Source organism: Chamaesiphon minutus PCC 6605 (assembly GCF_000317145.1).
Lineage (GTDB): Bacteria > Cyanobacteriota > Cyanobacteriia > Cyanobacteriales > Chamaesiphonaceae > Chamaesiphon > Chamaesiphon minutus.
The window spans coordinates 5,683,489-5,708,643 of the sequence record NC_019697.1 but is presented as its reverse complement, the minus strand read 5'-3'; the positions used below and the strand labels follow the sequence as shown (position 1 = coordinate 5,708,643).

Here is a 25,155-nt window from a genome sequence, read left to right as displayed (position 1 = left end):
CCCCTCTCAACTCCATGAAATTTGTCTGTACTCAGCACGATCTAAATATCAACTTAGCCTTAGTTAGTCGAGCTGTTTCCACTCGCCCAACACATCCAGTCTTGGCGAATATAAAAATAGCCGCTACTGTCGAGCCGGATCTAATTCAACTAACGGGCTTCGACCTCAGTCTGGGCATTCAAACTAATTTTGGCGCGCGGGTTGAGAAAGAAGGTGTTTTGACGTTACCCGCCAAATTATTGAACGATATCGTTGCGAAACTACCTAGTGGCGAAATTACGCTCGATGATGAAGCTGGAGACAATCTTGTCACGATTACATCAGCTTCGGGTCGCTATCAAGTGCGGGGGATGAGTGCGGAGGAATTTCCCGAACTACCCTCCATCGAGCGCGGCGAAACCAACCAACTATCCGCCACCGCATTTATTGATGGCTTAAAGGGGTCTCTAATCGCCTGTAGCCAGGATGAAACCAAGCAAGTACTAACTGGGGTCTATCTCAAGGTCGAGCCGGAGCGATTGGAATTTGCCGCCACTGACGGGCATCGTTTGGGTATTGTCGAAGTCTATCCGAATGAAACCGATCGAGCATCTGAGGAGAACAGCGAACCCGTAGAGACTGCCAATACCAACTCTTTTGAAGTCACCGTCCCAGCTAAAGCCTTGCGCGAACTCGAAAAAATGCTTGCTACTGGGACAGAAAAAGACCGCTTGGGCTTACAGTTTGAGCAGGGTCAGGTTGTTTTTGGCTGGGGCGAACGCAAGCTGACGACGCGAACATTGGAGGGCAAATATCCCGATTATCGGCTATTGATTCCCAAACAATTTCAACGTCAGATTACACTCGATCGCAAGCAACTACTCAGTGCCCTAGAGAGAATCGCCGTTTTAGCCGACCAAAGCAATTTGGTCAAATTTAGTATTGCTAGCGACAGCCAATCAATCGATCTGTCAGTCGAGAGCCAAGATCGGGGCAGCGGTAGAGAATCTCTCCTCGCCCAGATTTCGGGTGCAGATTTGGATATTGCTTTTAATATTAAATACTTAATGGATGGCCTTAAAACACTTCCCACTCAGGAAATTACGATCTCTCTTAATGGCCCCCTCGAACCAGTCATTCTCACGCCTCTAGGCGGTCTCAAAATGACTTACCTCGTCATGCCCGTTCAATTAAGAAACTAGCATCAAACATCTTACCTAATTATTCGTTACATCTAGCCCCATCGTCCCTTCAACCTGCCTCGCCAAGACCTACATTCACTTTAATTTGAATTTTGGGACCGGAAGTTGCTAGGCGAATGACCATGCCATCTGTGACAGCTACTTCCTTAATCGCCGTACCGTCTAGGTAAGTTCCATTCGGGCTGATATTTTGCAGTTGCCAACCATTCTCTTCGCTCCACTGCAATTGAGCGTGATGTCGAGAGACAACTGCACTAAATAGCACTACGTGGTTATCGGTTGCCCGTCCGATACGGATAACATCTTCACCACCGAACGTCCAACTTTGTACGGGAACTGAATTGAGCAGACTTAAGACGAGCGCGGATGGCATTTGAATAGTTGCTGGTAAGCGGTAAATGACGCAGTTTGAGATCGAAGATCCAGTAGCACGAAACTAAGCAGATTTAACAATGATAGTGGCTAGCGATCTAATTATGGCTGACTAGTAATGCATAATGAAAGTGGTTGAGATAATACTACAAATAATTTCTGTACACTTCAGGCGATCGCGACTCGTCCTCAGTCGATTGGGTGTTCGGAGAAACTTCGCGATGGAGATAGGATAGGCGATCGAGGCAACCGTCGCAAAAATTATGCCGATAAAATAAATTATTAGAAAGTAATTTACCCGTTCGGGGGAGCCAAAATTGAAAATTAGTTAATACCCGATCGGGTTCATCACACAGATATACAGCAACTGTGCTCTCGAGCTTTATTTCAGCTCCCCAGAAAAGTATATACAAAAACTAGCTAATTTGATACCACAGATTTACAGCTCTCGGCGGCTCATTCCGTAGCTTGAAAGATAAATGTGACTAAATCGCCTTTACCCAAGCCAATGCGATCTCCAGAGCGCAAAGCATGTCGGTTGCCCTTGGCTAAAACATTGTGGTTGATATAAGTGCCATTGGCACTGCCGACATCTTCGATGTAATAACGGTCTTCTTCGACGCGAATATTTGCATGAACTCGCGAGACGACCTCAGCACAGGGGAAACTCGACACATCGATATCTGGAGCCACGAGATCGTTAGGTTTGCCCAAGTGAACGACTTCTAACTGTGGCGGTATTTGTAAGATTGTATTGGTTTGCAAATGCAGCAATTGATAAGTTACGATCGGCGGCGGCGCGATTGCGGCGGCTGGTTCTTCTGGCTGTGGGGGGATGGCGGCAGCTAGCTCTTCTGGATCTGCTGCTGGGGGTACTACGGCTTCAACAGTCGGAGTTGTGGCTTCCGGGACAACGCTGGCAACAGTGGGAGGTGCAGGATTGTTAGGCAGTGCAAAAATATCAGCGTCTGGAGTCAACACTGTAGGTGGTAGACCGACACTGGCAGTGGGTGTACCAGCAGCCTCGACCGGGTCGGGTGGCGGTAGTAAAATCGGCGATGATGGAGCCGGGGATTTGAGATTATGACCGCATTGTCCGCAAAATGTCGCATCTAATTGAATCGATGCCCCACAGTTCGGACAAGCTTTAGTAGCTGGCAAGGCGGTATAGCAAGCTTCGCAATTAGTCGCTCCTTCCGGATTGTCGTGTTTACAGTTTGGACAGACGATCATAATTAGATGTTAACTTTTGTCGTGTTTACAGTTCGGACAGACGATCGTGAAAATTAGATGTTAACTCTTCAAAGACTGGTATTAATCATTGGGATTGACGATCGTCAAAATGTAATTTTAAGTGGCGATCGCTTAACTTATATTTACAGTATCGATCTGACGATCGTCAAAACCGCAGATTTTAAGTTACAAGTGCCTATACTGTTTCGATTTTACCAGAGTTAGGGGTGGGCGACGGCAATGTGTTGTCACTTTAGCAGGCGATCGCCAAGTCCTTGCCTGCATCGGCATCTAGCAGCCACAGGAGTTCGCCTTGAGGTTGAATGCCGCGTGCTGGGTAAATAGTGGCATCGCCTGTCGGTGCGAAGATTTCGCCCAGCGCACTTTGCTTGCTAGCTCCAGAAATTAGGAAGATCGTGCTCCGCGCCCGATCGATGAGAGGATAAGTAAAAGTGATCCGGGGTTGCCCATCCTTTTCGCCGACAGTTACCAATCGATCGCGGACGGATAAAGCGGCTGTATGGGGGAATAACGAGGCAGTATGCCCATCATCTCCCATCCCCAAGAGAATCAAATCGAAAGCGGGCATCGACCCAGCTTCTAGCCCAAAATCGGCCAAAATCTGGCGATCGTACTCCGCCGCCGCAGCTTGGGGATCGGCAAAATTTGTGGGCATGGGATGGATATTCGCAGCGGGAATGGGAGCAACGTCGAGCCAGATTCGTTTGGTCATCCCATAGTTGCTGTCGGGATGACTAGGGGGCACATAGCGTTCGTCGCCCCAATAAATCTGAATTCGATCCCAAGGTAAGTCGGCTTGAGCCAGAGCCGCGTACAATGGTTGCGGAGTCGAACCGCCAGATAAGGCAATCGTACACCGCTGACGCTCGTCAACCGCCGTATGAATCCGGGCCACCATCAAGTCAAAAGCCGCCGCCACTAATGCCTGCCTGTCGGGATAAATCAGAACTTCGTGCGTCATAACAATCGGAATAGCAGATAAACTGAATAATTAGATTTTAGGCCAGATATGGGGTCGTTCGCGTTGGCGTAGCCTCTGCCTCCGCAGAAGCGTTGCGCTAGCAAATCGATGGGAACTTCCCCAAAACAAGATAATCTAGATTTTTAGTTCCTCCACTAAGCATTTACCCTTCACTCCTCGATCGGAGTGACGATCTTAACATCTCCATAACTTAGACTATGCAACCTACCGTCAGTAGTTTTTTGACTCCCCTCGCGCTCAAAACCGCAGGTGTAGTATTGATTCTGTCCTTACCAATCGATCTGGTATTTACACTTTTGTTTGTGCCCGAAAGTGTGGGAGCCGATCCAACTCAGTGGTGGCTGATGGCAACTAGTCAACTCGCCCAGCGCGGCTTATTACCTTTAGTCGGGATTGCTTTTATCGCCATCGGTGACTGGATCGAGATTGTTTCGACAGAAGATGGCGGTAGCAGAGGCAATGGCTGGAGAATCGGTGTTTTTTCGTTATCTAGTTTGTTGGGCTTGATTTTTTTGATGATTATTCCCTTTCAACTACTGACTACTACCACGCTCCAAAATCAAAAACTCAAAACGATCGATGATACGGTCGCTCAAAGAAAAGCTGAGGTCAAATCCCAAAATAAAGATAAAATTCAACAACAGATTACCGCGATCGATGCAGAGATTAAAAGCGGGAGAGTTCAAGGTCAAGCTGCTAACGATCTCAAAACTACCAGAGGCAATCTGCAATTGCTCCTCAATGACCCCAAAAAACTCGCTCAAGAAGTCGATAATATCGTCAAACAGTTGGACAAAGAGAAGCAAAAAGCCCAAGCTCAAGTCAGCAATGAAGTCTTACAAACTGGCATCCGCACTAGTTTAACTAGTTTGCCACTAGCAATCGCCTACACCACTATCGGCTGGATGGGACTCCGACGCGTACTGAAGTAGGGGATCGGGATGAGGGGATCGGGATTAGGCTTTCGGCTTGAGTGTGAGCGGCTACCCATTCACCCATCCACCCATCCACCCATCCACCCTTCCCCCTCCCCAGATGGGACAAAGCTTTGTATAGTATGAATAGACGAGTCTAAACGTGACCGATCGTACTCTCAAGTCGGAGATTTGTGTTCCAACATTTCAAGCAGGACTTAAAAAATGATTTAATTGCTGGGCTGCTAGTCGCGATCCCACTTGCGACTACAATTTGGCTGTCGATCAATGTGGCGACATGGGTAGTCAACTTTTTGACACGCATTCCCAAGCAGATCAATCCTTTCGACGGACTGCATCCAGTGCTGGTGGCTGTGTTAAACCTATTGGTGGGATTGACAGCACCATTGTTGACAATCTTGCTGATCGGATTGATGGCTCGTAACATTGCGGGTAAGTGGCTATTGGATGTCGGCGAACGATTAGTCCAGGCAATTCCCCTTGCTGGAGCTGTTTATAAGACACTCAAGCAATTGCTAGAAACTCTACTACGAGATTCGGGTAGCAAGTTTCGTCGAGTAGTACTTGTAGAATATCCACGCCGGGGAATTTGGGCACTAGCATTTGTCACGGGGACGCTCGATGGTGAAATTCAGTCGCAGATGCCACAGCGAATGCTAAATCTATTTATTCCCACTACACCCAATCCCGCTACAGGTTGGTACGCGGTAGTAGCTGAAGGCGATGTAATGGATCTGAGCATGTCGATCGAAGATGCTTTTAAAGTAATTATTTCGGGCGGGATTGTCAATCCGGGGAATGTCACCGCAGCTTTGAATTCTAACTCAACACCTGTAGTCGCTCCCTCAATGACTAGTGCGTTACCTACCCCCATGAACGATCGGGAGGATAACTCACAAATCTTATAGTCACCCATGGATCATTATCTGACGATCGCCACCCAGGTTCAAAACTTTTTTAAGTACGATCTTATCGATCTCCCTCCAGAAATGGCTGGGAAGATCTTGCGGATAGAAGTGCAAATTTCCACCCTCGAACCGCTAAGTTGGCTGGCACGACAAAAGTCAGATGTGAAAACTTATTGGTGCGATCGTCAGGGTGATTTTACGATGGCTGGAGTGGGTACAGTCGCGACTATTGCTGGAGATTGTCCGATCGATTATCCAGATATTTTCGGCCAATTAAGGCAAAGTTTGTCGTCGTTATTCCCCCAGGCTAGGTATTATGGGGGCATCGGTTTTAGTCAAAGCAGATCGATATCGCCTATTTGGGAATTATTTGGGAATTATCGGTTTGTCGTACCGCGATTCGAGGTTTTAGTAAGGGGTTTAGAAACTTTTTTTGCCTGTAATCTTACGCTAAATGCGTTCCCGAATCTTGGTAATGAACTCTGGGAGACAGAGTTAACTATGATTTTAGATGAATTAGCTCGACTTGATTTTACCCAACCAGAATTACCGCCAGAATTACCATTACAGATCGCTCGCTTAGATCGACCCAATCGCGTCCAGTGGCAACGCAATATCGAATTAGCCTTAGCCAAATTCAACGAACTAAATCTCGATAAAATCGTCCTTGCTAGACGATCGACGCTCACCTTTACTCACAATTTACAGCCCCAATTATTATTAAGATCGCTCAAGCCACACAATCCGCATAGTTATCATTTTTGTTTTCAAATCGCTCCGACTACTGCATTTATCGGGACTTCTCCCGAACGACTTTATTCCCGTGCAGATCGATTATTAAAAACAGAAGCGATCGCTGGAACGCGCCAGAGGGGGACATCCGCAACCATCGATCGCGAGTTAGGTGATAATTTACGTACTTCACTTAAAGATATTCACGAGCACGAATTAGTTGTCACCAACTTACGTGGAGTTTTAACAGAATTATGCCATTCCGTGACGATCGATGATGAATCGGCAATTCTCAAGCTCAATAAAGTTCAGCATTTATATACACAATGCCAGGGGCTGTTGAGATCGCATCTGACTGATGCCGATATCTTGCCCAAATTACATCCCACCCCAGCGGTAGGTGGTTTTCCCCGCGCTCCCGCTTTAAAACTTATTCAAGAACTCGAACCCTTCGATCGAGGCTGGTATGCTGCGCCTGTGGGCTGGGTGGGATATGATGATGTCGAATTTGCCGTCGCGATTCGCTCTGGGGCGATCGATCGCGATCGCTTATTCTTATTTGCAGGTGCCGGGATCGTTCGCGGCTCTCAATCGGCAGAAGAATGGGTCGAAATCGAAAATAAAATTCGCCACTTTACAGACTTATTTAGCGATTTGCCACCACAACAGATTATCGATTTGTCTTTGGCATAAGCTAATTTTTATACTGAAGATACTAGTATTATGCGGCAGAAATTAACCAACCATTTCTTTCCCCGCTCCCCACAAAATAGTAATCTTATTTACGCCGTAGACTACTAGGAGACTGTAACTGTTTGAGTTTAGTCACAATTAGATGAATCGATCGCGTATTGAGCGACGAGAATGGTCAGTTTTGCACGTTCTAGCTCGGATAATTCTGCCCATTCTAAGGGTCTGACGATATTGTCGGGATCGTCAACGCCAGGATTACAACGCATTGCATACGCGTAAGGACGCGCCATCACCAACAAATCATCAACTTCCCAATTCGAGAGTAAACCTCGCACCGATTGAACTAACTGCTCGACAGGTTCGAGGTTGCCCGCAGGTGCCAAATTGCTGACATTCGCCGCAATCTGTGCCAACCATTGTTGGGGCACTCTAGCCCCAAATTTACTTGTCAGTGCAGCTAGTGGGTTAACTCGTGCTTCTTCACTAACTGTACCCCAACAAGACTGAATGCTCGCAAAAAAAGATTGCGACTTCTGGCCGATCTCAGCATCCGACCAATCATCTAAACTGAAATCATTATCCGATCGGGTGTAGTATTCGGCAGTTTCGGGATCGGCAGGATTCCACGGATAGTTGACAGTAGATGAGCTAAGGAGGCAATCCATTAATTCTGCTTCAGCTACTGAAATATGGTCGCGATCGGGTTGAGAATTGAATGACATAATTGCGCTCCTGTGCTGTGTGATGGGGTTTGGTAATTAGTATATTAATTAATGTAAGTAACTTGATAACTGCTAGGAACTTTTTTGATGTTAAGTTTATCTAGAGCTTATTAAGATCTGTTATTCACTACATTTTAACCATACCTGATTCCGTAAAGGTATAAAAGTCTTTAGTGCGGATATCGGTAGGCTCGTCAAGCCTTTCAAGCCACGACGCCAATCGCAAAGATGCCCCGGTTGATGCGCTTGGCGAAGCTCCCGATGCTATTCCTTAATTAGATGGGGATAACACTGCGAATGCTCCCCAATCTCGCTGCCATTTAACTACATCGCCATTTAGATTGTGATTACATTGCTGTTGGTAGACGACCAAAACTTGATTCGGCAAGGTTTGAAAGCTTTGCTAGAACTCGAACCTGACTTGCAGGTAGTCGGCGAAGCTGAAAATGGCGAAGTCGCGATCGAGTGTGCCAAAACACTTGCGCCAAATGTCATTCTGATGGATATTCGGATGCCAGTGATGGATGGCGTCACCGCCACTAGAGAAATTTGTCGTCAGTTTCCCAAGGTCAATATTTTAGTATTGACAACATTCGATGACGATACTTATGTTGCTGCGGCGATTAAATATGGTGCCAAAGGCTACTTACTCAAAGATACCCCATCTGAAGAGATTGCCGCCGCTATTCGGGCAGTAGATCGTGGCTATACTCATTTGGCACCAGGAATGCTTGCTAAAGCCATGTCAGGGCAAGTGGCAAAACCTACTACCGCACTCCCAGCAGAAGTCAACGAACTGACACCCCGAGAACTCGAAGTCTTAAAACTAATCGCCAAAGGTGCTAGTAATCGCGAAATTGCCCAAGTATTATATATTTCTGAAGGCACGGTCAAAAATCACGTTACCAATCTCTTGAATCGGTTGAATTTGCGCGATCGTACCCAAGCCGCCATTTTTGCCAATACTTACTTCTAAATTACCTGCAAATTTAACGCTCGTTCGACTACGCTATTATGCTTATTTTTCAAGCAATCGGTCGGCGATCGATCCGATTGACTAAAAAAGGTCGTCGTTGTTGATACTTTTAGCATACGGAGGTGAGATCTGGACGGTTTACAATAGGATGTTATGTGTATACTCAACCTACCTATAGTCTATTCATATGATCTCTAACTCATCCAAAGCGCAAGTAGAGCGTAAATGCCCTAAGTGTGGCAGCACTGACGTTATCCGCTCGCAGCGGGTGCATTTTAGCGAACGTGTGCTTGCATTGGTAAATGTTTACCCTTATCGGTGTCAAAAGCACACCTGCAAACACCGATTTGATAGTTACGGGCGCAATTAATCGTGGATACTCTCTTGCCAACAAAAAAATAGATAATCTCGATCTGCAATGTTTGCTATCTGTCCACTATCCACTGTCTCGAAGAAACGCGCGCCGCTGACATCGGCAGTCGCGCGGATCGCCGTCGGGTTTCCCGACGTTGGTGTAGCCACTCCGTAAGAGTTACGTGAATCGCTATCTACTATTCACTCACTATATCTAAATGTCTAAATTAATACTGAGAAGGAAATAGATACTTCCCAAGGACAGCGATGTGCGATCGAGCATTCACTGTCGCTAAATTGGATCTTGGCAATTATCGATCGACATGATAAAATTAATTCAGTACGTGAGTACTAAAATTTATATGACTGTGCGGCGCATACCACTTGCAATCCGGATGATGGATCGTCATCCTTGCGTTTAGTCTAGCCACACATCACTAGCGCGCTCTTAACTGTGCCGATATCACCTAATACCTGCTATTGCAGTGCAGACTCCATGAGTCCAATGAGCAGGTATTAGGTGTATCGGCTGGCGTTGAGCGAGCTAGTCTCGGGGGTTTACGAAGAGGAGCCGCACAGGAATATAGATTTTTTTAATTGCTGACTGTATAGAGATCGCCAGATCGTCAAAGCACTATGACCGAACAGCCCCGCACTCGTCAAGATCTTTACGATCGCATTCGCCAAAGTTCTAAAGAAGAATTCATTCTTGACGAAATGATTCGACTGGGATTTTGGTCGGCAAATGGCGAGATCCCTAACGATCCGGCAGATGAGATTCGGCGGCGTGGCGAAATTCAACGAGAATTAGAGACCCTCAGGGCAGAAAATCGTCGCTTGCATAATGAGGAAGCTCTCAAAAAAGAGGCACTGAAGTTGCGGATGGCCGAGTCGCGCCGCAAGCAACAAGAAACTAGAGAACGCCGCGAACGCGAACGTCAAGAACGGGCGATCGCATGGCAAACACGCCAAGAGCGAGAAATTACTTATTTAGGAGCAGGGGTGTCGGCGGGATTGAATCTCACCGAATCCAATCTAGCGAGATTACAACAACATCGACTGCCCATTTTGCACGCCGCCGCAGATCTGGCAAATGCGATGGGAATTACAGTTGGACAATTACGGTTTCTGGCTTTTTCGCGTCGGATTGCGACGGTTTCTCACTACGTGCGCTTTCAGATTCCCAAAAAAACTGGTGGATTCAGGGCGATATCGGCACCACTCCCACGGCTCAAACAAGCCCAACAGTGGATTTTAGATAATATTTTAGAAGGAGTAGTCCTACACCCTACCGCACATGGGTTTCGGCGGGGTCGATCGATCGTTACTAATGCCGAGCCGCACGTCGGGGCATTAGTTGTCATCAACATGGATTTACAAGACTTTTTTCCATCAATTTCCTACGCTCGCGTTAAAGGGATTTTTCGTTCGCTCGGTTATTCCGAAGCGATTGCTACCATTTTGGGCTTAATTTGTACCGAATCCGATGTTACGGAGATCGAGTTAGATGGGCGGAGTTACTATATCGCACAAGAGCTACGCCATTTACCGCAAGGTGCGCCGACTAGCCCCGCTCTAACCAATTTACTCTGTCGAAGACTCGATCGCCGACTCGATCGGATGGCCAAAAGTCGGGGCTTTATTTATACCCGCTACGCAGATGATTTGACATTTTCAACTACCGATCGCGAGCGGTTGCGCGACATCGGCAATATCCTCAAAGGGACTCACGGCATCGTCACTCATGAAGGGTTGACGATTCATCCCGACAAAACTCGCGTCCTCCGACAGTCTCAGCAGCAAGAAGTGACTGGAATCGTGGTCAATCAGAAGCTAAATGTTGACAGGACTACTCTCAGACGCTTTCGCGCCACCCTCTACCAGATCGAAAAAGACGGTTTAGCAGGCAAACAATGGGGACAAGGAGCCGATTTATTACAATCGATCGCCGGATTTGCAAATTATGTCGCGATGGTCGATCCGCACAAAGGTCGAGAATTTTTGGCCAGCGTCCAGCGAATTCAGAAGAAGTATGGTAGGCGTAAAAGATAATACACGGTTGAGCCATTTATCATACAAAGATCGAAAAAATCTAATTATTTAATATTTGTTTAATATTGTGCGCATTTGGTGCCGATCGAGAGCTATGCTAGAGAGGTGAGCCGATGCTAAATCGGAGCGGCTATACCAACCAGAGCGGGGTATTGCTACCTCGAAGCATAAATGGAAATGAAAATTCCATCGGGAGTTATGAGGGATATACCAGTAGTTTCCGATCGGATCGAGGAACTACACTATCTTTGTTGCAAGCGATCGATTTTATTAGAGCTAGTAACAGATGCGATCGGCTTATGGTCGATCGAGGGCAAGATTAAATACTGGAATCGCAGTGCCGAGCGAATATATGGCTGGCAATCGGAAAGTGTCGTTGGCAAACAAATTACCGATGTGCTCTACGATCTTGACGATCCTCAATATCAAATTGCGATCGCTCAAACACTAGATCGTGGTGAATGGTGTGGCGAATTTCAACTAATAACCAGAACGGGTAAAAGCAGCACCGTTGCCAGTCATTGGTATTTAATGGTAGCTGCCGATGGTACCCCACAATCGATTTTGACGATCGATACTGATATTACAGAGCATAAATTACTCGAACGGCAATTTTTGCACGCCCAAAGGTTAGAAAACTTGGGCACCCTGGCTAGCGGCATCGCCCACGATCTCAATAATATCCTCACCCCGATCGTCGCAATTACCGAATTACTACCACTGAAGCTCAAGAATTTAGACGAGCGCACTCAGAAACTACTCAATACTCTTTCTGAAAATTCTAAACGCGGGCGGGAATTAATCTCTCAGATACTCACATTTGCAAGGGGCGGCGGTAACGAACATACGATCTTGCAGCCGCAACATTTACTTGCCGAAGTTCTGCAAATTACCAGACAAACTTTTCCCCGATCGATCGAGATTAGCCTTCAAGTCGAGAGTAGCCATCTGTGGACGTTATCCGCCGACGCCAACCAGCTCCACCAAGTTTTGCTCAACTTGTGCATCAACGCGCGCGATGCGATGCCAGATGGGGGCGAGTTGACAATTATGGCCGAAAATATCGTCTTGAGCGATCGATACTCAAAACTGCACCCCAACGCGCAGGGAGGGGCTTATGTGGCAATTACAGTTGCAGATACGGGCACGGGAATTCCAGCAGAGTTATTAGAACGGATTTTTGAGCCGTTTTTTACAACTAAGCCAATCGGCAAAGGAACGGGATTGGGAATTTCGACAGTATTGACGATCGTCAATAATCATCAAGGGTTTATCGATGTTTCTAGTCAAGTGGGTAAAGGCTCGCAGTTCCGATTTTATCTACCAGCTATCGAACAACTCGAACTAGATTGCGAGCCAGCGATCCAGCCCAAACTTACGGGTAAGGGGGAATTAATTTTGATCGTCGATGACGAACCCTCGATTCGCGAAATTCTGGGTACCACGATCGAATCATACGAGTATCAGAGTGTGACGGCTCGCGACTCTCAACAAGCGATCGATTTATATACCGAACACCATCTCAAAATTGGCACAATTTTACTAGATTATATGATGCCCGGTGGCAATCCCACGCAGACGATCGCCCAATTACACTCGATCGATCCCGACGTCCGGATTATTGTCATGAGTGGCTTGTCTGCCCACGAAATTGCCGCTCAAAATCATGGCAACACAATTAAGGCTTTCCTAGCCAAGCCCTTTAGCACGCAAGATTTACTTCACGCACTCAAAGCAGCATTGAACTAATTAATAATTGATAATTGGGCTATTAGGTTGGGGATTTAGGTTTCAGTCTATTGCGATCGATTCTAATTGTTGGTAAATCTCCTCACTAATTTTTGCCTTGAGCGATTTACCGATCCGGTTTTTTTTCTGAGCTATTTGCAAACAACTAGCTGTCGGACACAAATAAGCCGAGCGTCCTTGAATGACTGTCTTACCTAAATCGATCGTAATTAGATTGTCAGGGTGAGCTTTTACTACGCGCCAAAACTCATTTTTATGAGCGACTTTCCGACAACATATACACCGCCGCCAATCTTTTAGCACTTTACCCTCGCCACTCAAATTCAAGATTTAGTAAAATCTAAGCTATCAGACATAGAGATATCTCGTATTCAATTCTACCTTCTGCCTTCTGCCTTCTACTTTCTAACAGATGCTCTCATAAGTGCAGCGTAAAGTGATGACTAGAAATTTCCATCCGCTGACGTAGATAAAAGCGATGCGCGGCAAATCTTTGGACTCCCGAATCTAAATTCAGTTGCTGACAATTTTCGGCACGAGCGTATTCTAACAGCCAATTAAACAATTCCGCCCCATAGCCTTGCGATCGATTATCGGAGCTACTCACCAGATCGTCTACATACATAAACTTATCCCATGCTAACGATTCAGAGATTCTAAATCCAGCCACTGCGCGCACTATTTCATCGACTTGCAGGTAGGCAAGCTGGTAATTAAACAATTGTTGCTGGCGTTCGACTCGCTCCACAAAATCAGCAATTTCTAAATGAGAACGTAGCTCTTTCATCACAGGAAAACAGTTGTTAATTTCTGAGATCGATGTGGCGATCGCAATTCGAGCTTTCATTTATAAATTATCAATTACTACGCGAAAATTGTAGCTGGTGGGCAGTGCCCACCTTGCTTTTATCTAGTAACCCAGCTATCGACGATCGATTAATAATTATCTTCTGCGTAGCCAGCATCTTGATAATCGGGTTGATAGCGCGATTGATACTCTGAGTCAGCTTGGCGTTGCGACTCAACCTCTGCCATCGCCGCCACGGGATCGTACTTATTCACATCTTTGATGTCAATTTTCCAACCAGTCAACCGCGCTGCCAATCGGACATTTTGGCCTTCTTTCCCGATCGCCAGACTCAATTGATCTTCGGGTACCAAGACATGTGCCTGACGACCTTCGGGATTTACCAATCGCACCTCATCGATCCGCGCGGGACTCAAGGCATTAGAAATATAGGTCGAGGGATCTGGCGACCAGCGAATCACATCGATCTTCTCGCCTTGAAGTTCGTTGACGACTACCTGAATGCGCGAACCGCGCGCGCCAATACACGCGCCTACGGGGTCTACATCGCCTTCCAAGGTATCGACAGCGATCTTGGTACGGGGGCCGACGTGACGGGAGGGTGGACTGGCTTCTCGCGCCACAGCGACGATTCTGACTAGTTCTTCTTCGATTTCGGGGACTTCGTTGGCAAATAGTTCGACCACCAATCCAGCGGCACCGCGAGAAACCAGTAGTTGGGGGCCGCGTTGGGAGCCTTCGCGAACTTTTTTGAGGAAGACTTTAAAGGTGCGACCGATCCGGTAATTATCGTTGGGCAGTTGTTCTTTTTGCGGTAGTTCGGCTTCGACATCTGGCTGACCGAAACTACTACTGACAGATAAAATTACCGATTGACGCTCGAATCTTAGCACTTTGCCCAGCAGCGCGGTACCTTCAAATTGCTCGAATTCTTCTTGAATGATTTTCCGTTGTTGGTCGCGCAATTTTTGGGCGAGTACTTGTTTGGCTTGAATTGCTGCCATCCGCCCGAAATCCTCGCGATCGGGTGTTACATCAAGTATCACCGAGTCGCCAATCAGTTCTTGCAGCTTTTCCTCGCTGAGTTCTTCGGCAGATTCTTCTTGCTGCAAACTATTTTTGACATCATTAAGCGAAATCTCTTTATCTTCATCAGTGACTTCTTCAACGATCGTTTTAGTTGCAACGACCTGAAAAGCCTCTTCATCAAGATTGAGAAATACATCAAAGTTATCGAAATGATCTTCTTCAAAATCCATCCGATCTAAATGTTGCGATCGCCGATAGCGTTCGTAGCCTTTGAGCAAAGCTTCGCGCAAGGCAGTTTGTACCGCAGAGCTGGGTAGGTTGCGATCTTTACTGATTTCCTCAATCATATTTCTGAGTTGAGGTAAACTAACATTACTTTTTTTCGGGTCTTTAGCTTTTGACATATTCAGTTAAGTTAAGAAATAGTGTAGAGAGTGTTGACGATCGCCGCGACGATCGAATTGAGGATTTTAGCCGCAACCTCAACAACAATTTACTTAGATGGGTAAGTAATTAAATAGGATGAAAAGATCGCCTGCATTAGGTTCCTAGATATCTAGTCAGCATTTGGCCGATCGATTCGATCGTCAGTCAAGTATCGCTGTCGCGATTATTTATCGTGTAAATAGACTTTAGCGACTACTTCCCTCGGAATTTCAACCGTTCTACCTTTAAGACTCAGGTAGATCTTGGTATCGTCGCGACGAATCAATTGTCCTTGCCACTCGGTTTTGCCATCCCAAGCCCGATCGGTAGTAACTTCGACTGCGAAGCCAGCAAAAGCATTAAACTCTCGATCTGTCGTCAGTTGTCTGCTCGTCCCAGGGCTAGAAACCTCCAACGCGTAAGCAAACGGAATCAGCTCTTTGGCATCTAATGCCGCTTCTAATGCACGACTCATGCGCTCGCAGTCTTGTAATCCGGTATCGGCAACTAGATTGCGAATATCTACCCGCAGCGAGGGGGGGCGTTCGTGAGTATGAAAGACAACTGCAACTAATTCTAGTCCCAAGTCTGCGGCGATTGGGTTAGCGAGGTCGGTAATTTGGGGAATGAGGGGATGAGCCATAAATGTGGCAAGGACTAGGAGCTAGTGGCTATGAAGAAGGATGTTGGCGAACATAACTAGTAACTAATTGCGATCGATCCCGCACTATCTGAGTCGAACAGGGGAATTAGAAGATCGAATAGAGCATTGCACTGCTCTGGTAACGGTTGTTAAACCGAGAGCGCGTACTTATCAGCGGCAGTAAACAACAAAAAAAGTGGGTTTTGACCCACTCCTGGTAATTTATTATTCCAAGAAGCATAGGAGCAAACTTAAAGATTTAGTTTGCTCGTGCCTTTTATATTAACAGAGTTTTGATTCGAGAGTAAAATAGCGATCGTTGGCATGGCTTTACCTCAGTAAATCGCTTGCCAGAATCGGGGCTTGACAAAACAACACTTTCATAATCAACATCTGTCCTGGCAAATTCAGGCTCTTTCTCAATTATTAACGAACCCAACCATTTTTCGATCGCGAAACATCCACATTACCTAATTTAAGGATGGCTATATGACTCTAAATCTTTACTTCCTCCGTCACGGACAAACAGCTTCTAGTCGCGGTAATTTATTTTGTGGCTCGATCGATCCTGGCTTGACTACCGATGGCGAAGAAATGGCACAGGTATTTGCAGCAGCTTATGCCACTACGCCTTGGGAATCGATCTATTGCAGTCCCAAAGAACGGGCAATTTTAACAGCAGAACCACTCGCAGACAAATTAGGTATGAAGCTGCAAATCCGCGACGGACTACAAGAGATTAATTATGGGGCATGGGAAGGTAAAGATGTCGCGGCTGTCGATGCGGAGTATCATGACGATTATCTCCGATGGTTGGCCGATCCGGGCTGGAATCCACCCACGGGTGGCGAATCCGCCATGGCGATCGCCGCACGCGCACTCGCGGTAGTCGAGGAAATCAGTCAGCAGCACACGACGGGGAATGTTTTGGTCGTATCCCACAAAGCCACGATTCGGATCCTGCTGTGCAGCCTGCTAGGTATCGATGCGGGGCGATTTCGGTATCGGCTGGGGATGCCAGTGTGCAGCATCAGTATCGTTGAGTTTGGCAAACACGGCCCATTGTTGAAAGTACTGGCCGATCGCGCTCATTTGACCGATCGCTTGCGGGATCTTCCCGGTACTTAAGAGCGGCAACCCCCTAATTTAGACAAAATAGAGAGCCGACTTCTGGCCAGAAGTCGGCTCTCTACTTACATTTTAGGCTGATGGTAGTTGGTAGTTACACCGCTCCAATCTTTAAATTTTAGGCTGATGATAGTTAGCAGTTACACCGCTTCAACATTTTTTTCGCCAGTCCGAATCCGCACGACTTGCTCGATCGGGCTAACAAAAATTTTACCATCACCGATTTCGCCAGTCCGAGCAGCAGCAATGATCTTGTCTACTACCATATCAACCTGTGCATCTTCGATGACAACTTCGACTTTGAGCTTTTGGAGAAACTCCACGGTATATTCCGATCCGCGATAGCGTTCGGTTTGACCCTTTTGTCTCCCAAATCCTCTCACTTCAGAGACTGTCATTCCCACTATTCCAGCATTGACGAGAGCAATTTTTACTTCATCAAGCTTGAAGGGGCGAATAATTGCTACGATCTTTTTCAATTTTAGTTACTCCTGAATGTGTGTTTCTATACTATTTTTAGTTGCACCAACTTGACATTTTGTATCATTGTTAGACCAACCAAACATGTAACTCTGGCTACAAAATAAAAATATGATAGTCTCCCTCGGCATAGATTTTGGCACATCTGGAGCTAGATTAGTAGCGATCGATACTGATCGTAATGTGCTTTGGCGGGGAACTAGCGATTTACTAAGCAAAGGGTGGCGAGAGACTTTATTTGCAATGATTCAGGCCATCCCAATTGCGATTAAATCTCAGGTCAAACGCATTGCGATCGATGGGACTTCTTCGACGGTACTATTGTGCGATCGTGAGGGTCGATCGATCGGCGCACCAATTTTATATCACGATCGCCGCGGAGAAACAGTATTAGAACTGGTTAAATCGATCGCCCCAGCCGGACATTCAGTTATTAGCGCAACCTCTAGTCTAGCGAAATTATTGTGGTTGCTGCGACAACCCGAGGCGATCGAGATCGTGCCGACTGCTGGAGAGGTCTACTTTTTGCATCAAGCAGATTGGTTGGCTTACCATCTGCATGGCAAATTGGGCATCAGCGACTATCACAATGCCCTGAAACTCGGCTATGATGTCGAAGCCTTACGTTACCCCGATTGGCTAGAACGGCAGCCCTACAGCCCGTTATTGCCGCAAGTAGTCAAGCCGGGGATGCCAGTTGGGACGGTATTACCTCAAGTTGCCACAGAGTTGGGTTTAGCGACTGATTGTATCGTCTGTGCTGGTACTACCGACAGTATTGCCGCATTTATCGCTAGCGGCATGGAGGAGCCGGGTGTTGCCGTCACATCGCTGGGATCGACATTGGTTATCAAACTCCTGAGCCAGACGCGCGTCGAGGATGTCAACTTTGGGATCTATAGTCACCGCCTAGGGGATCTGTGGTTGGTGGGTGGCGCATCAAATACTGGCGGTGCGGTACTACGGCATTTTTTTAGCGATGCCGAGTTGGTTAGCCTCAGCCAAGAAATCGATCCCAATCGCTCCAGCAATCTGGATTATTATCCCTTGTTAACTCCAGGCGATCGCTTTCCCATTAACGATCCTCATTTAGCACCGCGACTGACACCGCGCCCAGAGCGAGCGGTTGATTTTTTGCATGGTTTATTAGAAGGGATCGCCAGCATTGAAGCACGCGGCTACCAACTATTAGCCCAATTAGGAGCCACACCCCTGACGGCAATCTATACTGCTGGCGGTGGAGCACAAAATCCCATCTGGACAAAGATCCGTCAGCGATATATTCCCGTACCGATCTCGATTTCTCCGCAGCAGGAGGCGGCATATGGTACGGCACTGTTGGCGCAAAGAGAGCTACCAAGGGGGTAGGATCGGAATCTTGCAACAATTTAACGATACTAGTGCTTAGTTTCGACCCCAGGTACCCACAAGCGAGGCTGTACTTAGTCTTTCTGTGTTATGTTGTCGCACTTAGACGATCGAGAAACAAAGGCGGGAGTGCGCCACTGGGGAAAGCTGTGAGTAAGCAGAGACGGTAGAGGTTAAGACTCGTGTCAACCCTGCGGAAACTTGGCTAGAATTTCAGTAGAGGTATTTAATCTGGAGCGATCGTTAAATTGCAGATTATTGGCATCAACTCTCAACTCCAGCCCTAAAAGTCTCAGAATCGTACCAGAGATATTATGAATGCCAATCCTCAACTTATGACGGCGGTGGAACAGCTCGGTTATCGAGTAACTAGTGGGGATGTTGCAACTCAGGCGGGTATTCATCTCGAACAGGCGCGTTCGGGATTGCTAGCTTTAGCCAATCGTACTGGGGGACATCTGCAAGTCACCGATAGCGGCGAAGTCATTTATGTCTTCGCGCCCAACTTTCGACAAATCTTGCTCCGTAAGTCTGTAAAACTTCAAATTAGAGCTTGGCTCGATCGATTGTGGACGATCGGATTTTATTTAGTTAAAATTTCGTTTGGCATTTTGTTAATTACGTCGATTAGTGCCGTCTATCTGACGATCTTGGCAATTACCTTAGCCGCTCTGTTTAGTAACGATAGCGGTGGCGATTGTGGGGATGGTAATTGTGTTTTAGCTATTTTTGATTGGGGCGGTAATAGTTCTAGTAATTCTAATAGTTCGATCGACCAAAATATATCTAGTCTGGCACCGATTCGGGCAAAGACACAGCGCAAACCGCTCAATTTTTTGGAAGCAGTATTTTCGGTACTATTTGGAGATGGCAATCCCAATGCCGATTTAGAACAGCGACGCTGGCGTTATATTGCCAATCTGATCTACCACCAGCAAGGTGTCGCCATCGGCGAACAAATTTTACCTTATTTAGATAATATCGGTGCGGAATTCGATCGCCGCGCCTTTTTGCCAGAAAATGCTGGCAATGAAGACTACATGTTGCCAGTATTGACGAAGTTTAATGGTATTCCCGAAGTTAGTCCAACCGGACAACTAGTCTATCATTTCCCCGACCTGCAAACTACACTCAAGGACGAACCGGGACTAAATAATCGCGTCCCTCAATCGCTGCGCGAACGTAAGTGGAAGTTTACTAAAGCTACTCCCGAACAAACTGGCTGGACGATCGGATTATTCGCGCTTAACCTAGTGGGGATTATCATTTTAGGTCTGATGCTCAGAGGGATAAGTAGTAGTTTTATTAGCTTGGCAATGACGATTTTGGCTGTTTATGGTGTCGGGCTAGTTATCATTCCGTCCTGTCGTTATCTGTGGGTCAAATATCGAGATCGGCAAGTCCGCAAGCGCAATAATTTACGCCATCAACAAGTGAATTTATTGCACCAAGGGGGTCAGATTTTGGAGAAGCTAGACTATGCCAAACAGTTTGCCAAACAGTATAAAATTACCGATCGAGATATTATCTACACGACCGAAGATGATGTGCTCACCCAAGAGTTTAAAAGGTTAGAGTAATTTGACATCATGAGATTGGGAATGTTGGCGATTGCAACTTAAAGATCTACTTTACCCTATTTATTTTTCGGCGATCGTAACTTGGCAAATGTTGTTAAAAACAGAGGTAGGGAGCAATTTCAGAAATTGCCCCCTACCTCGATGTGTCAATGACCATTACTAGATTTACTTTTTAGGAATCTGTAAACCAAAACTCCCATGAAAATCTTGCTGCACCTTGTGAGTCAATTGCCGCGAAACGCGATTGACAATTTGTTTTAGGAGTTTATCGCCAGTACCTTGAATGACACCTGTCGGTAACTTGTAAATAAATTTAGGAAACTGAATGAGCACTTTCAAGTCGAGATCCCAGTCGATCTTTGTGCTCGATCGTTCGTCACTTACCACCTCTATCAGCCGCATTTGGGCATTGAAACTCACCTCATAACCTGGCGGATTATAATCAGGGATGGCGAGGGTTTTGATGCGATATACCCCGCTATCCTGCGGTAATAATTCCAGTCCGATCTTGGGTTCGACGGCATAGCCGAACGAATTAAACTTACCGATCGTCAGTGCATAACCATTTTTCCCAAGTTGGCTAGCTGTCATTGGATGAGCACAACGCGTAAACCAGCCCTGGTGAGCATCCAAGTATGTCTCTACCGTCCGAATGTCTGCCCCCATCAACATAGCATCCGTAAACCGATAGCTAAAACAAAACGGCTGGAGTTGATTCGTATCGATGGACACCAGATCTCGCTGTTCTAACTCAGGATTCATCACGATCGAACTCTGTTTTTCGCTGTTTTTTTCTAGTGTTGTTACTGGCATCTCCTGCTTTATCCCGTTGATGTGCTGACTGTGTGGTGTTGATAAAAATGTAATGACTTATAAGTTCTATTTACAAGCTGTAGCTACTGAAAACCGGAAAATTTAAATTAATTTAAGTAAGAGTTAATTGAAAATGTAAGTTTTTGTTTTAAATGTAGTGTAATTTCAGAGCTGAAACAAGTCGGTCGATATCCGGTAAATCTGTTATCGATCGACTAGTACCGCCTGCAATTTCCTGACGGAAAACACCCTTTTAATTGTTTCTATATTTAACATAAGAGATAAGACCGCTAAACCTAAAATTTATTCTAACCAAAACGAAATGAAGGCATTTGTAGCAGGCGCGACAGGAGAAACCGGACGCAGAATCGTGCGGGAGTTAGTGAGTCGGCAGATTCCCGTGCGGGCAATGGTGCGGGATCTCGCCACGGCACGAACTATTTTACCAGCGGAGGCTGAACTGGTTGTCGGCGACGTTCTCAATCTGGAAAGTATCAATACCGCACTCGGTGACAGTACGGTAATTCTCTGTGCCACTGGAGCCAAACCCAGTTTCGATCCAACTGGTCCGTATCAGGTCGATTTTGAAGGCACCAAAAATCTGGTAAACGCCGCCAAATCTCACAATATCGAGCAGTTTGTGTTTGTCTCGTCGCTGTGCGTGTCGAAGTTTTTCCATCCTCTCAATCTGTTTTGGTTGATCTTGTGGTGGAAACAACAAGCCGAACAGTATCTCAAAAATAGTGGACTCAACTACACGATCGTGCGTCCGGGAGGACTCAAAAATGATGATAATCCTAACCCTGTAATTATGTCAGGAGCGGATACCCTCTTTGATGGTAGTATACCCAGACAAAAGGTGGCTCAGGTGTGCGTTGAGTCACTCACCAACCCCCAAGCCCGAAATAAAGTTTTAGAAGTCGTCAGCGCGCCTACAGCAGTAGCCAAAAGTTGGGAAGAGCTATTCGCCAGCGTGTAGTAATTGAGGGGATATTAATTAACCCCAGCAACAGCCATCCCTACGATCGCGAGTTACTCGCGATCGGTTATCTTTAGTTGGTAGTTACTATCCTCACGATCCCGCTCTACCCGCTGCAAATACTGCATGGATATCCTCAAACCCAGCCGTGTTAAACCGATCGCAATTGCGATCGGTTGTCTAGTTTCGCTCTGCTTGTTGCTATTAGTATTGCGCCACCCATCCCGGCGTCAGAGCCAAAGTCCCACCTTCGATACTACGCGCCATCCACCCTTGGTGATGAAAGGTGGCAACCCCTACATTCGCGCCTTAATGCGGACAATTGCCGCTAGCGAAGCCAGCGATCGACAACCCTATTCGGTAATATATGGTGGCAGTCATGCCAAAACTCTCGATCGTCATCCCGAAAAGTGCATTCGGATCGTTAGTGGGCCGAATATCAATAATTGTTCTACAGCAGCGGGACGCTATCAAATGATTAATACAACTTGGTTTAGAATGGCCAAGAAATATCATCCTCAACCCGATTGCTTGCTCTTCTTTTTTCAGTGTACTTATAGTTTCGAGCCAGAGTATCAAGATGCAGTAGTTCACGCTTGGCTCAGCGACGAAAGTGCCTGGAATATGAATATTCCGCAGTTATTAAAAGATGGCAAGTTGGAGGAGGTTAGAAAGCGGTTGTCTAGCACCTGGACGAGCTTGGGTTATGGGATTGAAACTAATAGCATCACGCCTAAATTGGCGGGTATTTATCAGAGGTTAGTGAAGGAGGAATCGGGACTATGATTAACTATGATTGAGATGATTTACTATGATTGAGTTGTTGGCACGAGTGAAGGCAGTGATGATTTATTTTGATGAAGCCGATCGTTTGATGGAAGATAGCGATCGAACTAATCACTAGATCTAGTCCAATTATCATTTGGGCTTCATTACTCGCTTGAACTGCAAACTACGACTGCCAAAGTTAATCAGTAACCCAATTTCTATGCCTGAGGCTTCCAAATAGTTAATTGCTTGAGCTAGGTGAACATCTTCTAGCTGACTAACAGCTTTGAGTTCTAACATCACCTTACCCTCCACAAAAAAATCGACTCGCCTAGTGCCAATATGCACGCCTTTATAGTAGATCTGCATTCGATACTCGCGCTGAAAACTCAGTCCTCGCTCCTGCATTTCCAGAGCTAGGGCACGTTGATAAATTACTTCCTGAAAACCATTGCCTATATAGCCATGCACTTCCATTGCACAGCCAATAATCTTGCCAGTAAGATCCGAGTGCTTATAGGATGACTCCTGATTAACAATTTCACTCATACATTATCAGATCGATCGTAAACATCCTCGATCGCTCAAACAACTTAGATCGTAGTCCATCATCTCAATCATCTCAAATTAAAGCCAATCATCACTAGCAAAAACAAATCAATCACAGAATATCATCACCGTCTTCACTCGTGCCAACAACTCAATCATAGTAAATCATCTCAATCATAGTAAATCATAGTCCTTCCTTAGACATCATTTGCTCCACAAAGTTAGTATAAACTTCACCCTTAATAAAGCCTGGATGTTCGAGAATGCGTTGATGAAAATCGATCGTAGTGGGGACGCCAGTAATTGCATATTCGCGCAACGCCCGCCGCATCCGCCGAATTGCCATGTCTCGGTCGACACCCCAGACGATTAATTTGCCAATCAGGGAGTCGTAAAATGGGGGAATTTCGTAATCGGTATACACATGAGAATCTACCCGCACTCCTGGGCCACCTGGTGCTAAATAACCAGTGATTCTACCTGGGGATGGTCGGAAATTGTGGTTGGGATCTTCGGCATTGACGCGACATTCGATCGAGTGCCCTTTCAATACGACTTGTTCCTGAGTTAGGGAGAGCTTTTCCCCTTGAGCGACTCGGATCTGCTCGGCGATCAAATCTAGTCCGGTAATCGCCTCAGTCACGGGATGTTCGACTTGGATGCGGGTGTTCATTTCCATAAAGTAGAAATCGCCGTGTTTGTCGAGCAAGAATTCTACCGTGCCGACTCCAGCATAATCGATCGATTTGGCAGCAGCGATCGCGGCTGCGCCCATTTTTTGACGCAATTCGGGCGTTAATGCTGGGCTGGGAGCTTCTTCTAGTAATTTTTGATGGCGGCGTTGGATCGAGCAATCGCGTTCGCCCAGATGGATGACATTACCATAGTTATCGGCGAGGATTTGAAACTCGATATGACGCGGACATTCGATAAATTTCTCGACATAGACGCCGCCGTTACCAAATGCGGCTTCAGCTTCGCCCTGAGCGGCATGATATAACCGCACTAAGTCCGCCTCTTCGTGTACCAGTCGCATCCCACGTCCGCCGCCGCCAGCGGTGGCTTTGAGCATGACGGGATAGCCGATTTTACCTGCAATTTTGAGAGCTTCATCGGCATCGGCGAGGAGTCCATCGCTACCAGGTACCGTCGGTACGCCCACGCGTTTCATTGTTTCCTTGGCGGTAGATTTGTCTCCCATCGCCCGCATGGCGGCTGGAGAAGGGCCGATAAAAGTGAGATGATGATCGGCACAGATTTCGGCAAATCGGGCGTTCTCAGCCAGAAATCCATAGCCTGGATGAATGGCTGTCGCATTGCGAGTCAAAGCCGCCGAGATAATATTCGGGATATTCAGATAGCTTTTACTTCCAATCGGTTCGCCGATACACACGGCTTCGTCAGCCAGTTGAACGTGGAGAGCCTTGCGATCGATCGTTGAATGCACAGCAACTGTACCAATCCCCATCTCGCCACAGGTACGAATAATTCTCAGAGCGATTTCGCCCCGATTGGCAATTAAGATTTTAGAGAAAGACATTTTAATACGAATTCCTAACTTTCAGAGATGGGGATGGTGACAGATTTTATTTTCAGGCTCATGACTCAGTATATACAAAGTGGTGAGCCTGTTATCATTTCATCCTTTGCAAAGCTAGGATCGATCGAATCTCT

25 protein-coding genes are annotated in these 25,155 nt (G+C 46.5%); 13 read left to right on the top strand and 12 right to left on the bottom strand.

From position 1 onward, the window contains the following. The first annotated feature begins 14 nt into the window (after positions 1–14). Entirely contained in the window at positions 15–1,181 is a 1,167-nt protein-coding gene (gene dnaN / locus CHA6605_RS26085; RefSeq protein ID WP_015162372.1) for a DNA polymerase III subunit beta, read from the top strand. Positions 1,182–1,230: 49 nt separating this feature from the next. On the opposite strand, the gene CHA6605_RS26080 is transcribed toward dnaN, so the two are convergent. Both CHA6605_RS26080 and CHA6605_RS26075 read right to left on the bottom strand, forming a co-directional pair. Next, positions 1,231–1,554 (bottom strand): FHA domain-containing protein, encoded by a 324-nt coding sequence (locus tag CHA6605_RS26080; protein WP_015162371.1) that lies wholly within the window; start codon positions 1,552–1,554, stop codon positions 1,231–1,233. A gap of 455 nt (positions 1,555–2,009) precedes the next feature. Beyond that, the gene (locus CHA6605_RS26075) at positions 2,010–2,786 is read right to left on the bottom strand and encodes an FHA domain-containing protein (RefSeq protein ID WP_015162370.1); all 777 of its coding nucleotides are present in this window, start codon (positions 2,784–2,786) and stop codon (positions 2,010–2,012) included. Between the two features lie 57 nt (positions 2,787–2,843). Between CHA6605_RS26075 and CHA6605_RS34620 the strand changes: the two genes are divergently transcribed. Then, on the top strand, positions 2,844–3,011 hold the full coding sequence (locus tag CHA6605_RS34620; protein WP_015162369.1) for a hypothetical protein: 168 nt from the start codon (positions 2,844–2,846) through the stop codon (positions 3,009–3,011). A 28-nt stretch (positions 3,012–3,039) separates the two neighbouring features. Here CHA6605_RS34620 and pgl read toward each other — a convergent pair whose 3' ends face one another. Further along, positions 3,040–3,768, bottom strand: coding sequence for a 6-phosphogluconolactonase (gene pgl, locus CHA6605_RS26070; RefSeq protein ID WP_015162368.1), 729 nt, complete (start codon positions 3,766–3,768; stop codon positions 3,040–3,042). A gap of 218 nt (positions 3,769–3,986) precedes the next feature. Here pgl and CHA6605_RS26065 point away from each other — a divergent pair, with 218 nt between their 5' ends. From CHA6605_RS26065 to CHA6605_RS26055, 3 genes are all read left to right on the top strand, one after another. Further along, complete coding sequence (locus CHA6605_RS26065; RefSeq protein WP_015162367.1) at positions 3,987–4,721, top strand: HpsJ family protein; 735 nt, start codon at positions 3,987–3,989, stop codon at positions 4,719–4,721. Between the two features lie 176 nt (positions 4,722–4,897). Further along, positions 4,898–5,632: a DUF502 domain-containing protein gene (locus CHA6605_RS26060; RefSeq protein WP_015162366.1), complete on the top strand. Its 735-nt coding sequence runs from the start codon at positions 4,898–4,900 to the stop codon at positions 5,630–5,632. A 6-nt stretch (positions 5,633–5,638) separates the two neighbouring features. Further along, entirely contained in the window at positions 5,639–7,057 is a 1,419-nt protein-coding gene (locus CHA6605_RS26055; protein ID WP_015162365.1) for an isochorismate synthase, read from the top strand. 128 nt (positions 7,058–7,185) lie between these two features. Here the strand turns inward: CHA6605_RS26055 and CHA6605_RS26050 are convergent, their stop codons facing one another. After that, a complete protein-coding gene (locus CHA6605_RS26050) occupies positions 7,186–7,779 on the bottom strand; it encodes a hypothetical protein (protein ID WP_015162364.1) in 594 nt (197 codons plus the stop codon). A gap of 343 nt (positions 7,780–8,122) precedes the next feature. Between CHA6605_RS26050 and CHA6605_RS26045 the strand changes: the two genes are divergently transcribed. The 3 genes from CHA6605_RS26045 to CHA6605_RS26035 all read left to right on the top strand — a co-directional run bounded on the left by CHA6605_RS26045 (position 8,123) and on the right by CHA6605_RS26035 (position 12,910). Then, entirely contained in the window at positions 8,123–8,755 is a 633-nt protein-coding gene (locus tag CHA6605_RS26045) for a response regulator (RefSeq protein WP_015162363.1), read from the top strand. Positions 8,756–9,745: 990 nt separating this feature from the next. After that, complete coding sequence (locus tag CHA6605_RS26040) at positions 9,746–11,161, top strand: reverse transcriptase family protein (protein ID WP_015162362.1); 1,416 nt, start codon at positions 9,746–9,748, stop codon at positions 11,159–11,161. 177 nt (positions 11,162–11,338) lie between these two features. Beyond that, positions 11,339–12,910 (top strand): hybrid sensor histidine kinase/response regulator, encoded by a 1,572-nt coding sequence (locus tag CHA6605_RS26035; protein ID WP_198288401.1) that lies wholly within the window; start codon positions 11,339–11,341, stop codon positions 12,908–12,910. Positions 12,911–12,952: 42 nt separating this feature from the next. On the opposite strand, the gene CHA6605_RS26030 is transcribed toward CHA6605_RS26035, so the two are convergent. From CHA6605_RS26030 to rimP, 4 genes are all read right to left on the bottom strand, one after another. Then, positions 12,953–13,237 carry a YlxR family protein gene (locus CHA6605_RS26030; RefSeq protein ID WP_232432138.1) on the bottom strand — a complete coding sequence of 95 codons (285 nt, stop codon included), beginning with the start codon at positions 13,235–13,237 and terminating at the stop codon, positions 12,953–12,955. Between the two features lie 91 nt (positions 13,238–13,328). After that, on the bottom strand, positions 13,329–13,757 hold the full coding sequence (locus tag CHA6605_RS26025) for a GNAT family N-acetyltransferase (RefSeq protein ID WP_015162359.1): 429 nt from the start codon (positions 13,755–13,757) through the stop codon (positions 13,329–13,331). A gap of 89 nt (positions 13,758–13,846) precedes the next feature. Continuing rightward, a complete protein-coding gene (gene nusA / locus CHA6605_RS26020) occupies positions 13,847–15,151 on the bottom strand; it encodes a transcription termination factor NusA (RefSeq protein WP_015162358.1) in 1,305 nt (434 codons plus the stop codon). A 206-nt stretch (positions 15,152–15,357) separates the two neighbouring features. Beyond that, entirely contained in the window at positions 15,358–15,816 is a 459-nt protein-coding gene (rimP, locus tag CHA6605_RS26015) for a ribosome maturation factor RimP (RefSeq protein ID WP_015162357.1), read from the bottom strand. Between the two features lie 489 nt (positions 15,817–16,305). Between rimP and CHA6605_RS26010 the strand changes: the two genes are divergently transcribed. Then, on the top strand, positions 16,306–16,944 hold the full coding sequence (locus CHA6605_RS26010) for a histidine phosphatase family protein (protein ID WP_015162356.1): 639 nt from the start codon (positions 16,306–16,308) through the stop codon (positions 16,942–16,944). A gap of 140 nt (positions 16,945–17,084) precedes the next feature. Here the strand turns inward: CHA6605_RS26010 and CHA6605_RS26005 are convergent, their stop codons facing one another. Then, entirely contained in the window at positions 17,085–17,423 is a 339-nt protein-coding gene (locus CHA6605_RS26005) for a P-II family nitrogen regulator (protein WP_015162355.1), read from the bottom strand. A 112-nt stretch (positions 17,424–17,535) separates the two neighbouring features. Between CHA6605_RS26005 and CHA6605_RS26000 the strand changes: the two genes are divergently transcribed. Both CHA6605_RS26000 and CHA6605_RS25995 read left to right on the top strand, forming a co-directional pair. Further along, positions 17,536–18,792 (top strand): FGGY-family carbohydrate kinase, encoded by a 1,257-nt coding sequence (locus tag CHA6605_RS26000; RefSeq protein WP_015162354.1) that lies wholly within the window; start codon positions 17,536–17,538, stop codon positions 18,790–18,792. A gap of 314 nt (positions 18,793–19,106) precedes the next feature. Next, complete coding sequence (locus tag CHA6605_RS25995) at positions 19,107–20,372, top strand: hypothetical protein (protein WP_015162353.1); 1,266 nt, start codon at positions 19,107–19,109, stop codon at positions 20,370–20,372. A gap of 165 nt (positions 20,373–20,537) precedes the next feature. Here the strand turns inward: CHA6605_RS25995 and CHA6605_RS25990 are convergent, their stop codons facing one another. Beyond that, positions 20,538–21,185 (bottom strand): DUF1997 domain-containing protein, encoded by a 648-nt coding sequence (locus CHA6605_RS25990; protein ID WP_015162352.1) that lies wholly within the window; start codon positions 21,183–21,185, stop codon positions 20,538–20,540. A gap of 322 nt (positions 21,186–21,507) precedes the next feature. Here CHA6605_RS25990 and CHA6605_RS25985 point away from each other — a divergent pair, with 322 nt between their 5' ends. Then, positions 21,508–22,164 carry an SDR family oxidoreductase gene (locus CHA6605_RS25985; protein WP_015162351.1) on the top strand — a complete coding sequence of 219 codons (657 nt, stop codon included), beginning with the start codon at positions 21,508–21,510 and terminating at the stop codon, positions 22,162–22,164. Between the two features lie 126 nt (positions 22,165–22,290). Further along, the gene (locus CHA6605_RS25980) at positions 22,291–22,950 is read left to right on the top strand and encodes a glycoside hydrolase family 24 protein (RefSeq protein WP_015162350.1); all 660 of its coding nucleotides are present in this window, start codon (positions 22,291–22,293) and stop codon (positions 22,948–22,950) included. A gap of 132 nt (positions 22,951–23,082) precedes the next feature. Here CHA6605_RS25980 and CHA6605_RS25975 read toward each other — a convergent pair whose 3' ends face one another. Both CHA6605_RS25975 and accC read right to left on the bottom strand, forming a co-directional pair. Further along, on the bottom strand, positions 23,083–23,481 hold the full coding sequence (locus CHA6605_RS25975; RefSeq protein WP_015162348.1) for a GxxExxY protein: 399 nt from the start codon (positions 23,479–23,481) through the stop codon (positions 23,083–23,085). 184 nt (positions 23,482–23,665) lie between these two features. Then, positions 23,666–25,021, bottom strand: coding sequence for an acetyl-CoA carboxylase biotin carboxylase subunit (gene accC, locus CHA6605_RS25970; protein WP_015162347.1), 1,356 nt, complete (start codon positions 25,019–25,021; stop codon positions 23,666–23,668). Positions 25,022–25,155 lie beyond the last annotated feature (134 nt).

Excerpts from the sequence above, each read along its gene's own strand:
- dnaN (WP_015162372.1), top strand. The coding sequence starts at position 15 with ATGAAATTTGTCTGTACTCAGCACGATCTAAATATCAACTTAGCCTTA.
- CHA6605_RS26080 (WP_015162371.1), bottom strand. The coding sequence starts at position 1,554 with ATGCCATCCGCGCTCGTCTTAAGTCTGCTCAATTCAGTTCCCGTACAA.
- CHA6605_RS26075 (WP_015162370.1), bottom strand. The coding sequence starts at position 2,786 with ATGATCGTCTGTCCAAACTGTAAACACGACAATCCGGAAGGAGCGACT.
- CHA6605_RS34620 (WP_015162369.1), top strand. The coding sequence starts at position 2,844 with ATGTTAACTCTTCAAAGACTGGTATTAATCATTGGGATTGACGATCGT.
- pgl (WP_015162368.1), bottom strand. The coding sequence starts at position 3,768 with ATGACGCACGAAGTTCTGATTTATCCCGACAGGCAGGCATTAGTGGCG.
- CHA6605_RS26065 (WP_015162367.1), top strand. The coding sequence starts at position 3,987 with ATGCAACCTACCGTCAGTAGTTTTTTGACTCCCCTCGCGCTCAAAACC.
- CHA6605_RS26055 (WP_015162365.1), top strand. The coding sequence starts at position 5,639 with ATGGATCATTATCTGACGATCGCCACCCAGGTTCAAAACTTTTTTAAG.
- CHA6605_RS26050 (WP_015162364.1), bottom strand. The coding sequence starts at position 7,779 with ATGTCATTCAATTCTCAACCCGATCGCGACCATATTTCAGTAGCTGAA.
- CHA6605_RS26040 (WP_015162362.1), top strand. The coding sequence starts at position 9,746 with ATGACCGAACAGCCCCGCACTCGTCAAGATCTTTACGATCGCATTCGC.
- CHA6605_RS26035 (WP_198288401.1), top strand. The coding sequence starts at position 11,339 with ATGAAAATTCCATCGGGAGTTATGAGGGATATACCAGTAGTTTCCGAT.
- CHA6605_RS26025 (WP_015162359.1), bottom strand. The coding sequence starts at position 13,757 with ATGAAAGCTCGAATTGCGATCGCCACATCGATCTCAGAAATTAACAAC.
- nusA (WP_015162358.1), bottom strand. The coding sequence starts at position 15,151 with ATGTCAAAAGCTAAAGACCCGAAAAAAAGTAATGTTAGTTTACCTCAA.
- rimP (WP_015162357.1), bottom strand. The coding sequence starts at position 15,816 with ATGGCTCATCCCCTCATTCCCCAAATTACCGACCTCGCTAACCCAATC.
- CHA6605_RS26010 (WP_015162356.1), top strand. The coding sequence starts at position 16,306 with ATGACTCTAAATCTTTACTTCCTCCGTCACGGACAAACAGCTTCTAGT.
- CHA6605_RS26000 (WP_015162354.1), top strand. The coding sequence starts at position 17,536 with ATGATAGTCTCCCTCGGCATAGATTTTGGCACATCTGGAGCTAGATTA.
- CHA6605_RS25995 (WP_015162353.1), top strand. The coding sequence starts at position 19,107 with ATGAATGCCAATCCTCAACTTATGACGGCGGTGGAACAGCTCGGTTAT.
- CHA6605_RS25990 (WP_015162352.1), bottom strand. The coding sequence starts at position 21,185 with ATGCCAGTAACAACACTAGAAAAAAACAGCGAAAAACAGAGTTCGATC.
- CHA6605_RS25985 (WP_015162351.1), top strand. The coding sequence starts at position 21,508 with ATGAAGGCATTTGTAGCAGGCGCGACAGGAGAAACCGGACGCAGAATC.
- CHA6605_RS25980 (WP_015162350.1), top strand. The coding sequence starts at position 22,291 with ATGGATATCCTCAAACCCAGCCGTGTTAAACCGATCGCAATTGCGATC.
- CHA6605_RS25975 (WP_015162348.1), bottom strand. The coding sequence starts at position 23,481 with ATGAGTGAAATTGTTAATCAGGAGTCATCCTATAAGCACTCGGATCTT.
- accC (WP_015162347.1), bottom strand. The coding sequence starts at position 25,021 with ATGTCTTTCTCTAAAATCTTAATTGCCAATCGGGGCGAAATCGCTCTG.